General features: G+C 65.7%; 11 protein-coding genes. 3 read left to right on the forward strand and 8 right to left on the reverse strand.

The genetic code is table 11. The features are described from left to right. Nucleotides 1-301 precede the first annotated feature (301 nt). Nucleotides 302-1,330, forward strand: coding sequence for a sterol desaturase family protein (locus tag CTR55_RS27245; protein WP_296291692.1), 1,029 nt, complete (start codon nucleotides 302-304; stop codon nucleotides 1,328-1,330). 19 nt (nucleotides 1,331-1,349) lie between these two features. Here CTR55_RS27245 and CTR55_RS27250 read toward each other — a convergent pair whose 3' ends face one another. From CTR55_RS27250 to CTR55_RS27270, 5 genes are all read right to left on the reverse strand, one after another. Next, complete coding sequence (locus tag CTR55_RS27250) at nucleotides 1,350-1,640, reverse strand: type II toxin-antitoxin system RelE/ParE family toxin (protein ID WP_296291694.1); 291 nt, start codon at nucleotides 1,638-1,640, stop codon at nucleotides 1,350-1,352. 10 nt (nucleotides 1,641-1,650) lie between these two features. Then, the gene (locus CTR55_RS27255; RefSeq protein WP_296291695.1) at nucleotides 1,651-1,932 is read right to left on the reverse strand and encodes a type II toxin-antitoxin system prevent-host-death family antitoxin; all 282 of its coding nucleotides are present in this window, start codon (nucleotides 1,930-1,932) and stop codon (nucleotides 1,651-1,653) included. 187 nt (nucleotides 1,933-2,119) lie between these two features. Continuing rightward, nucleotides 2,120-2,362, reverse strand: a complete 243-nt coding sequence (locus CTR55_RS27260; protein WP_296291697.1) for a DUF2790 domain-containing protein — start codon at nucleotides 2,360-2,362, stop codon at nucleotides 2,120-2,122. Beyond that, the gene (locus tag CTR55_RS27265; RefSeq protein WP_296291699.1) at nucleotides 2,359-2,919 is read right to left on the reverse strand and encodes a cytochrome b; all 561 of its coding nucleotides are present in this window, start codon (nucleotides 2,917-2,919) and stop codon (nucleotides 2,359-2,361) included. Before CTR55_RS27265 ends, CTR55_RS27260 begins: the two co-directional genes overlap by 4 nt. Further along, on the reverse strand, nucleotides 2,919-3,965 hold the full coding sequence (locus CTR55_RS27270; protein WP_296291701.1) for a catalase family peroxidase: 1,047 nt from the start codon (nucleotides 3,963-3,965) through the stop codon (nucleotides 2,919-2,921). The genes CTR55_RS27265 and CTR55_RS27270 overlap by 1 nt, the downstream gene beginning before the upstream one ends. Before the next feature lie 162 nt (nucleotides 3,966-4,127). Here CTR55_RS27270 and CTR55_RS27275 point away from each other — a divergent pair, with 162 nt between their 5' ends. Further along, entirely contained in the window at nucleotides 4,128-4,637 is a 510-nt protein-coding gene (locus CTR55_RS27275) for a sigma-70 family RNA polymerase sigma factor (protein WP_017520898.1), read from the forward strand. Beyond that, nucleotides 4,634-5,392 carry an anti-sigma factor gene (locus CTR55_RS27280; protein ID WP_296291704.1) on the forward strand — a complete coding sequence of 253 codons (759 nt, stop codon included), beginning with the start codon at nucleotides 4,634-4,636 and terminating at the stop codon, nucleotides 5,390-5,392. Before CTR55_RS27275 ends, CTR55_RS27280 begins: the two co-directional genes overlap by 4 nt. Before the next feature lie 202 nt (nucleotides 5,393-5,594). Here CTR55_RS27280 and CTR55_RS27285 read toward each other — a convergent pair whose 3' ends face one another. From CTR55_RS27285 to CTR55_RS27295, 3 genes are all read right to left on the reverse strand, one after another. Continuing rightward, a complete protein-coding gene (locus CTR55_RS27285) occupies nucleotides 5,595-7,433 on the reverse strand; it encodes an amidohydrolase (protein ID WP_296291705.1) in 1,839 nt (612 codons plus the stop codon). Between the two features lie 19 nt (nucleotides 7,434-7,452). Then, nucleotides 7,453-8,007, reverse strand: coding sequence for an antibiotic biosynthesis monooxygenase (locus CTR55_RS27290; protein WP_296291707.1), 555 nt, complete (start codon nucleotides 8,005-8,007; stop codon nucleotides 7,453-7,455). Between the two features lie 69 nt (nucleotides 8,008-8,076). Then, nucleotides 8,077-9,093 carry an alpha/beta hydrolase gene (locus tag CTR55_RS27295; RefSeq protein ID WP_296291709.1) on the reverse strand — a complete coding sequence of 339 codons (1,017 nt, stop codon included), beginning with the start codon at nucleotides 9,091-9,093 and terminating at the stop codon, nucleotides 8,077-8,079. Nucleotides 9,094-9,400: the final 307 nt, after the last annotated feature.

The raw sequence follows: 9,400 nt of genomic DNA on the forward strand, positions 1-9,400 counted from the left end.
ACCGCTAAAGCAATCCAATAACCAGCTCTTCATCACCCGCTGCGTTTTTACACGGTCTGGGCCGGAAGCGGCTATAGCATCAGGATTTAATCAACACAGGCCCACCTGTCGAAATGCCCCCTCCCTGCAAAATCGAGCTTTGACAGCTTGAACCACCCAGTTCCATGCTGATCAGCATGCGTGGCAGTGCGAGCGTCCCGCCTGATCACGCCAACAAGAAAAGGCGACTCCCAGAGTCGAAAATCTGACTGCAGGCTCCGAAGCCGCAGCACCTCACCCACTCCACCAACGCCTGACGCCCATGCCTGACCTTTCACACGTCCACCGTCACTTCACCGAGCTGGTGATCACTCCCATCACCAACCAGGTCGCCGGCCTATTCGACCTCAGCGGCCGGGTCGGCGTGGTGTTCCTGCTGTGTTCCTACGCCATCGCCTACGCGCTGTTCCGCTTCCGTCGGCAGCGCGGGCTGACGCAGGCGGCGTCGTTCTGGCAGTTCATTGGCGGCAGTCGGGTGAATCTGCATCGTTCGGCGCTGTTGGATTACCGCTACTACCTGGTGCGCGGCATCCTCAATGTGGCGTTGCTGGTGCCCATCGTCGGCCTGATCGATCCCTATATCCTGCGCTCGGGCGACTACATCGCCTTCTTCACCCACCTGTGGGGCGCGCGCCCGCAGGTGGGGACGAACCTCGGCCTGTCGCTGCTCTATGGGCTGGGTGTGTTCCTGGTCAGCGACTTCAAGAACTACTGGGTGCACCGCGCCTTCCATTCTCGCTGGCTGTGGGCGTTCCACAAGGTGCATCACTCGGCGGCGGTGCTGACGCCGATCACCGCGAGCCGCGTGCACTTCGTGGAGAAGCTGGCGGCGAAACTGGCTGGCGCCATCGCCCTGGGCGCCTACGCCGGCATCTTCTGGTACGCCTGCGGCGGCCAGATCAGCGCCTACACGCTGTTCGGCGTCACCTACATGATCCTGCTGTTCAACGTGCTGGCAACGAACCTGCGCCACAGCCATGTGTGGCTGTCGTTCGGGCCGGCGATCGAGCACGTGGTGAACAGCCCCGCCCAGCACCAGATCCACCACAGCGACGCGCCCCGTCACTTCAACAAGAACTTTGGCATCAACCTGTCGCTGTGGGACTGGATATTCGGCACGCTCTATGTCACCCAGCGCGCGCCGGAGCCGATCCGGTTCGGCGCCGGGGAGCAGGATGACGAGAAGTATTCGTCGCTGTGGAGCCTGATCGTTACGCCGTTTGTGGAGACGGTGCGGAAGGCGCGGAGCCACGCCGCATTTCCGGCGATGTCTCCGAGACGCACTAAATGAAAACCCCGCCAAAGCGGGGTCAGGAGCGGACTCGGCTGGTCGCGGCGATATAAACCTCTTCGTCACGCCGGGCTCCTATGCAGAGAACCAAAACGATCTCGGCTCCATTGATCCGGTAGACGATGCGTACATCGCCGGTCCGAATCCTGCGCAGGCCCGCCAGGGCACCGCGCAGGGGTTTGCCGATCTTGTCGGGCTCACCTTCGGCAATGCGCTGGCGGATGACTTTCAGCACCCGCAGGGCTTCAGCACTTCCCAGTAGCTTGAGATCGTTCTCGACCTCAGGGTGAAACCGAACGCTCCATTTCATGGCGTAGCGCCTAGTTGAAGCGAGCCTCCATGTCCTCGAGGCTCACGGTGGTTTGGTCATCCAGGGTGGACAGGCGCTCGATGGCCAGCCTTTCGGCACGCAGATCTTCAAGCTCGTCCTGCAGCGCCTGGTAGGCTTCTACGCCCACCAACACCGCAGCCGGCTCGTTGTCCTTGAAGATGACCAGGTGAGTGACTTCCCCACTGCTGACCTCCTTCAATCGCGCCCCGAAATTACGAACCATGGCGGTAGCGGACACTGCCTGTTCAGCCCGGTTTAGGAGTGCACTCATTTCGCAGCTACCTCAAATGTTCGCGGTGGATTTAGCACATCCGGAGGGTTCAACGGCTTCACCGAAGATGAAGGCCCTGATGATGGTCAGATGTGTGCAGTGGTGGTCAGACACAGATTGGCCGACGCCCCAGTATTACGCAGCATCATACGCAAAACAATGCACACTATTCAGCGCAGCCATCGCCTCAATTCTCATTCCCACACCCCTGCCCCCACACCGGATACCGCAGCGTATGCCGCTGCCCGGCGCTGTCCTCGTAGATCATCTCGACCTCGCGAATCCCGCAAAACCCCAGGTCCGGTTGTTGCACCACGCGCTTGATGTCGAGCTTCTGGCCGTAGTGGTAGTCCTGCACAGGTGGAGTGTCCTGTGCGGCGAGGGCCGCGCAGGAGGTGAAGAGGCAGGCGACGCCGAGCAAGCGCTTCATGGCCGCTCTCCTCTGGAGCTACGCGGCATAGCGGCGCCGGTCATGCTGGGGAGGACTTCGTCGCGGCGGATGAGCCCGTGGAACAGCGCGGCGGCGAGGTGCAAGAGGATGGTCGCCAGCAAGGCGTAGGCGATGACCGTGTGGGCGCTGCGCAGAATGCTGTGAAGCTGCACCGACGGCGAGACCAGTGCGGGCAGTTCGAAGCCGCCCCAGAGCACGACGGGGTAGCCGCCGGCGGATTGCATGGTCCAGCCCACCAGCGGCTGGGCCAGCAGCAGGCCGTAGAGCGCCAGGTGCGAGAGGTGCGCGGCGCTGCGTTGCCAGCCGGGCATGTCGCTGGGCAGCGCGGGGATGCGGTGGGTCAAGCGAACCAGGATGCGCAGCAGCACGAGTACCAGCAGCGCGGCGCCCAGGGGTTTGTGGATGGCGACCAGCGCGGCGTGGCGCGGGGAGACGCTGGCGACCATGCCCAGGCCGATCAGCAGCATGGCAAGCACCAGCACGGCCATCAGCCAGTGCAGCACGCGCAGGGAGAGCGGGAAGTAGGTCGGTTTCATCAGTGGGTCTCCTGGGCCTGCTCACGGGTGCGGCGGTTGAACGATTCCGAGTAGGCGGCCGAGCGTGCGCTGAGCAGCGGGTCGTCGGAGGCGCGGATGCCGTCGGGGAGGATCAGCGGGTCGTAGTTGACGTCGCGGCAGTCGCCGCCGATTTCCGGTTGCAGGCGTTCGATCACCAGTTCCCCCGCGTCCACGGTGCGGCGGCTGTCGGGCCAGGCCTGGGTGGGGTCGACGGTGCTGTCGCCGGGCTCACCGAGGGTGAACTGCAGGCGCCAGCGCAGCGGGCCGGCGGCGATGCGCTGGGCCAGTTCGGCGGCGAGGAAGTCGGCATCGCCGCGCTTGTCGGCGGCCAGCGGCTCGACCGGCGCTTCGGGCTGCACGGACCAGCGCACCGGTTGCTCCTTGCCTTGCTTGTTCACCAGGTAGAACGCGTTGAGGCTGTAGTAGGCGCTGTTGGCGTAGCTGGAGGACGGCGTCGAGGACTTGGCCCATTTGAGGAAGGCCTGGGTCTCGGGGTGCGCTTTGAAGAAGGCGCCGGCCTTTTCCGGGTCGGGCTTGCCGGTGCCCGGCTGCGGCGCGGTTGCCTGCTGCAGGGCGTAGAAGCTGGCGACGTCACGCACGACGAAGACCGGCATGGCGTTCATGCCGGTGCGCCATTCCTGGCCATCAGCCGGCTGGAAGCGCAGGGCCAGGCTGCGGATCGGCGCGGCACCGTCGCTGGCCTTGGGGTTGCCGCCGGGGATGGCGAGGCGCCCTACCACCGGCACGCGGCCAACGGAGAACAGGCTGGCGCGGGACAGATCGGCCGCGCCGCCGTTGCTGTCGAAGTGGCCGATCACGCACAGGCCCTTGGCGTGGTTGCGCCGGTAGCCGGGGTAGACGCCGCTGTTGTGCTCCAGGGTGTTGATCACGCCGGCCGGGGTGAGCCGCTGCGGGTCGAGCCAGCCGGCCACGTAGGCAAAGACGGCGGCCACGCCGAGCACCACGGCGCCGATGGCGGCCAGGCGCAGGGGCACGTTGGGTGCGGTGGGCGGTGTTTCTGTCATTTCCAGCTCCTCAGGCTTAGGCTGAATGCGTTGAGCCGGTACGACGCACCGTGTGACGGGTTATTCCCGCCCAGCGCGAATTAATTATTTTTCCCCGCGACGGGAATAGAACGCCGCAGCGTTCGTCTTTCTCGCTCGAACCCACCCACTCCTGGCGCCCCGATGCATTCACTGGACGACCATTCACTGCGCGAACTGCTGCCCCGGCTGCGGCGTTTCGCGCTGTCGCTGACCCGCAGCGCGAGCAGCGCCGACGACCTGGTCCAGGCGACCCTGGAGAAGGCGCTGTCGGCCTGGACCGGCCGTCGCGACGACGGCGACCTGCGCGCCTGGCTGTTCTCGATCCTCTACCGGCACTTCATCGACGGGCAGCGCCGGGCGAAACGCTATGCACGCCTGCTCAGCCTGTTCGGTGCGGACAGCGCGGTGAGCGCCTCGCCGGAGGACATCGTCAGCGCACGCTCGACGCTGGAGGCCTTCGAGCGCCTGCCCGCCGAACAACGCGCGCTGCTGACGCTGGTCAGCGTCGAGGGCCTGAGCTACCGCGAGGTGGCCGAGGCACTGGATATTCCCATGGGCACCGTCATGTCCCGCCTGTCGCGCGCCCGCACGGCGCTGCGCGCGCTGAGCGAAGGACAGGCGGCGACACCTTCTTTGCGGGTACTGAAATGAACGAACGCATTCCCGACGGCACTCCCCAGGAACAGGATCTGCACGCCTATATCGACGACCAACTGGACCCGGCACGCCGCCAGTGGGTGGAAGCCTGGCTCGCCGCCCACCCGGACGACGCCCGCCGCGTGGAAGGCTGGCGGCAGGATGCCCAGCAATTGCGCGCGGCCTTTGCCGGGCAGGCGCGTGGGGCACTGCCGGAGCAGCTCGATCCGGCGCGGATTCGCCGGCAGATCCTACAGCGGCGGCGCTCTCGCCTCGCCACCGCGGCAGCCCTGCTGATTGCGTTGGGCGTCGGTGGCATGGGTGGCTGGCAGATGCGCGGCGACGCAATGCTGCGCGGCATGGTGCCGATGCAGGACGCGGTACAGGCTTATCGGTTGTTCGCCGATGTCAATCAGAGCGGGCTGGACCTGCGCGACGGCGGTGACCTGCGCGGCTGGCTGGCTCGCTACCTGAAGGACGCCCCGCCACCGCCTGAGCTGGAGCAGGTTGGCTTGAAGACGGTCGGCGCGCGGCTGCTCGCAACCGAACAGGGCGCGGCGGCGCTGGTGATTTACGAGGATGGTCAGGGCCGGCGGTTGACCTTCTTCATCCGCCCGCCGGGCCCGCGCCACGAGATGTTGCCGCAGGGGCAGCGCACGGATGGCGACCTGCTGGCGCGCTACTGGAGCCAAGGTGGCTACAACTACGCGCTGGTGAGCCGCAGCGATGACCCGCAGGCGCAGGCTGTGGGGCAGTTGGTGGGGTTCTAGCGGGAGAGACTCGGTCAGCGAGTGCTTTTGTGATTCGCGAGCAAGGACGAGGCTTCCCTCCGCGACTCTGCAAGGAACGCACCGAGTGCCCCTGTAGGAGCGAGCTTGCTCGCGAAATGCCCAACACCGGATCGATCCGGCGTGACGCGGGTTCGCGAGCAAGCTCGCTCCTACAGAAGAGCCCCAGGCCGCTGCGCCAGGGTCAGAACGCGAAGCACGAGCAGCCGAAGGCGCCCCAGAAGCCCTGGAAGTCACTTACCGGCACGCTCGACTGGCGAGCGCGTTCGTGGCCGTGGCCATGTACACCGCAGGAGCCGGCACACTGGTGCACAGCATTCTGCAACGGAGCCTGCGGGCGCCAGTGGCCGGGAACCTTGGCCACCGGGGACCAGTCCGGCAGCACCGGAATGGCGCTCGGCGCCTGGCGTTCGAAGTCGCCGCTGCCGAACACCACGCGGCCATCCACCACGGTCAGCACTGACTCGATGGCCTTGATGTCGTCCTCGGGCACGCTGAAGTAGTCCGCCGAGAGCACGGCAACGTCAGCCATCTGCCCGACCTTGAGCATGCCCTTCCTGCCCTGTTCGTTGGAGAACCAGGCACTGCCGTGGGTGTACAGCTCCAGCGCAGTAGTGCGGGACAAGCCTTCGGGGTACAGCTCCAGGCCGCCGACGGTCTTGCCGCTGACCATCCAGTACAGCGAGGTCCAGGGGTTGTAGCTGGAGACGCGGGTGGCGTCGGTGCCGGCGCCCACCGGCACGCCTTCGGCCAGCATGCGCTTGATCGGCGGGGTCGCTTCGGCGGCCTGCTTGCCGTAGCGGTCGACGAAGTACTCGCCCTGGAAGGCCATGCGGTCCTGAATGGCGATACCGCCGCCCAGCGCCCTCACCCGCTCGATGTTCTTCTGCGAGATGGTTTCGCAGTGGTCGAAGAACCAGTGCAGGCCGTTGAACGGGATGTCCCGGTTGACCTTCTCGAACACGTCGAGCATCCGCGAGATGGATTCGTCGTAGGTGGCGTGCAGGCGGAACGGCCAGCGCTGCTCGACGAGGTGGCGCACCACCGGCTCCAGTTCGGCCTCCATGCTGCCCGGCAGGTCGGGGCGCGGTTCGAGGAAGTCCTCGAAGTCGGCGGCCGAGAACACCAGCATCTCGCCAGCCCCGTTGTGCCGCAGGAAGTCGCTGCCCTGGCCGTACTTGACGCTGCTGGTCCAGTTCTTGAAGTCCGCCAGTTCTTCCTTGGGCTTCTGGGTGAACAGGTTGTAGGCGATGCGCACGGTGAGCTGGTGGTCTTTCTCCAGCTGTTCGATCACCTGGTAGTCGTCCGGGTAGTTCTGGAAGCCGCCGCCAGCGTCGATGGCGCTGGTGACGCCCAGGCGGTTCAGTTCGCGCATGAACTGGCGGGTGGAGTTGACCTGGTATTCCAGCGGCAACTTCGGCCCCTTGGCCAGGGTCGCGTAGAGGATCATCGCGTTGGGCCGGGCCACCAGCATGCCGGTGGGCTCGCCCTTGCTGTCACGGACGATCTCGCCGCCGGGCGGGTTCGGGGTGTCCTTGGTGTAGCCGACCACTCGCAGAGCGGCGCGGTTCAGCAACGCGCGGTCATACAGGTGCAGGACGAAGACAGGCGTGTCCGGTGCGGCCTGGTTCAGTTCCTCAATGGTCGGCATGCGCTTCTCGGCAAACTGGAATTCGTTCCAGCCGCCCACCACGCGCACCCATTGCGGCGACGGCGTGCGCAGGGCCTGCTCCTTGAGCAGGCGCAGGGCGTCGGCCAGGGACGGCACGCCTTCCCAGCGCAGTTCGAGGTTGTAGTTCAGCCCGCCGCGGATCAGGTGCAGGTGCGAGTCGTTGAGACCGGGGATCGCGGTGCGCCCCTTGAGGTCGATGACGCGGGTGGCGCCAGCGCGGAAGGCCATGGCCTCCGCCTCGCTGCCCACGGCGATGAACTTGCCGTCGGCGATGGCCACGGCGGTGGCCTCGGGTTTCTCGCGGTCGACGGTGTGGAAGCGGCCGTTGGTCAGGATCAGGTCGGCGTACATGGCGATGTTCCTCTTTCGATCAGCGGGCGTTGAGCCAGGCGGAGAACAGGCGCGTGGCCCGTGGCATGAAAACGTAGACCACCAGCAGGACGATGGTGGCGACGATGAGCATGTTGGCCGGCACGAAGCCGCCCAGCAGCGGAACCTGGGTGAACAGCGGGCGCCACAGCTGCGGCACCAGCATCACCAGCGGCAGGATCACCAGGTAGGAGATGGCCGCCTGTTTCCAGCGCGGCGGCTGCTTCTGCGGGTTGTCCGGAGAGGCGAACCAGAACTCGTGGGCGCGGTGCAGTTCTTTCTGCTCACCGTCGATCAGGTGCGGGTTGGCGCGGCCGATCAGTTCATGACGCTGCGGTGAGTCCAGCCAAGCCTGCAGTTCGTTGGCGCTGGCGAAGCGCAGGACCGAGGTGAAATGGTCGCCCTGGCGCATCACGTCCACGCCCAGGTGACCGGGGAACTCACTGGCGGCACGGGTCAGTTCACGCAGGATGGATTCATAGGCGGCGACGCTGTCGGGGCGGGCGCGGTGGCGGATGATCAGGGTGACGGATTCTTGCTGCGTGGGCTGGCTCATGTGGATTCTCTCCAAAAAGGCCTCCAGAGAAGTGTCCTCCCCCGCCCGGCGGCGAGGGAGGAAAGCGGCTTACTGTAGGTGAACCTTCAGCTCTTCACCGGCCTGGCGCATGGCGGCCTGGACCGCCGGCACCTTGCTCACCACGTTGAGCAGGCCGTAGTCATGGATCATTCCGTTGTAGCGCACAGACGTGACAGCCACACCGGCGGCGTCGAGTTTGCGACCGTAGGCTTCGCCTTCATCGCGCAGCACGTCGGACTCGGCGGTCTGGATCAGGGTCGGCGGCAGGCCCTTGAGCTGGTCGGTGGTGGCACGCAGCGGTGATGCGTAGATCTCGGCGCGCTGTTTCGGGTCGGTGGTGTAGCTGTCCCAAAACCACTGCATCATCGGCCGGGTGAGGAAGTGCCCCTGGGCGAACTGGTGGTACGAGCCAGTCTCGAAGCTGGCATCGGTCACCGGCCACAGCAGGGCCTGGAAGCGCAGCTTCGGCGTGCCCTTGTCCTTGGCCATCAGTGCCACCACCGCAGCCATGTTGCCGCCGACGCTGTTGCCAGCCACCGCCAGGCGCTTGCCATCGACGTTAATCTCCTTGCCGTGCTCGGCGACCCATTGGGTCGCGGCGTAGGCCTGGTTGATCGCGACCGGGTAATGCGCCTCGGGGGACGGGGTGTAGTCGACGTAGACCGCCACCGCGCCAGAGTTCACCACCAGGTCGTGGATCAAACGGGCGTGGGTCGGGTAGTCACCCAGCACCCAGCCGCCGCCATGGAAGAACATGAACACCGGCAGAGTGCCCTTCACGCCGGCCGGACGGACGATGGTCAGCTTCACGGGGCCGACGTCGGTCTGCACGGTCTTCTCGCTGACCTGGGTGCCGGAGAGGTCCACCTTCACCGAAGCCTGGGCGCCGGTCAGGACGGCACGGGCGTCTTTCGGCGAGAGGGTTTCCAGCGGCTGGCCCTTGCCGGCTTCCAGGGCTTCGAGGAAAGCCTGGGTGTTGTGTTCGACGGTGGGGTTGCCAGCGGCGAAGACGTTGCCGATGGCCAGGGCGAGGGAGGCGGCGAGCAGGGATTTCTTGGTGTTCATGATTCGGTTCCTTGAAAGTGGGGGAGGTATTTCCAGAGGACGGACGAATCTTGATCCATGCCTGCAAGGCGCGGAATAGACAGGATTGCAGGGTCACTTTGCAGTTCTGCAAGGGCCTCTTCAGGGGCGTTGCAGAATTGCCGGAGGCTACGGATCCAACCTTCAGGATGCGCGGGGGCACCTAGCCCATGCCTGCGACAGAACCCGTACCGGAACAACGCGAACACAGTCCGCTGGCACGAACGTAGGATGGGTGGAGCGCAGTGTTCTGCCGGGACACATGGGTAACAGGTGTCGGGAGACATAG

Origin of the sequence: Pseudomonas sp. (genome assembly GCF_002796985.1) — a bacterium.
Classification (GTDB): Bacteria; Pseudomonadota; Gammaproteobacteria; order Pseudomonadales; family Pseudomonadaceae; genus Pseudomonas.

Excerpts from the sequence above, each read along its gene's own strand:
- CTR55_RS27285 (WP_296291705.1), bottom strand. The coding sequence starts at position 7,433 with ATGTACGCCGACCTGATCCTGACCAACGGCCGCTTCCACACCGTCGAC.
- CTR55_RS27245 (WP_296291692.1), top strand. The coding sequence starts at position 302 with ATGCCTGACCTTTCACACGTCCACCGTCACTTCACCGAGCTGGTGATC.
- CTR55_RS27295 (WP_296291709.1), bottom strand. The coding sequence starts at position 9,093 with ATGAACACCAAGAAATCCCTGCTCGCCGCCTCCCTCGCCCTGGCCATC.
- CTR55_RS27260 (WP_296291697.1), bottom strand. The coding sequence starts at position 2,362 with ATGAAGCGCTTGCTCGGCGTCGCCTGCCTCTTCACCTCCTGCGCGGCC.
- CTR55_RS27275 (WP_017520898.1), top strand. The coding sequence starts at position 4,128 with ATGCATTCACTGGACGACCATTCACTGCGCGAACTGCTGCCCCGGCTG.
- CTR55_RS27280 (WP_296291704.1), top strand. The coding sequence starts at position 4,634 with ATGAACGAACGCATTCCCGACGGCACTCCCCAGGAACAGGATCTGCAC.
- CTR55_RS27265 (WP_296291699.1), bottom strand. The coding sequence starts at position 2,919 with ATGAAACCGACCTACTTCCCGCTCTCCCTGCGCGTGCTGCACTGGCTG.
- CTR55_RS27270 (WP_296291701.1), bottom strand. The coding sequence starts at position 3,965 with ATGACAGAAACACCGCCCACCGCACCCAACGTGCCCCTGCGCCTGGCC.
- CTR55_RS27255 (WP_296291695.1), bottom strand. The coding sequence starts at position 1,932 with ATGAGTGCACTCCTAAACCGGGCTGAACAGGCAGTGTCCGCTACCGCC.
- CTR55_RS27250 (WP_296291694.1), bottom strand. The coding sequence starts at position 1,640 with ATGAAATGGAGCGTTCGGTTTCACCCTGAGGTCGAGAACGATCTCAAG.
- CTR55_RS27290 (WP_296291707.1), bottom strand. The coding sequence starts at position 8,007 with ATGAGCCAGCCCACGCAGCAAGAATCCGTCACCCTGATCATCCGCCAC.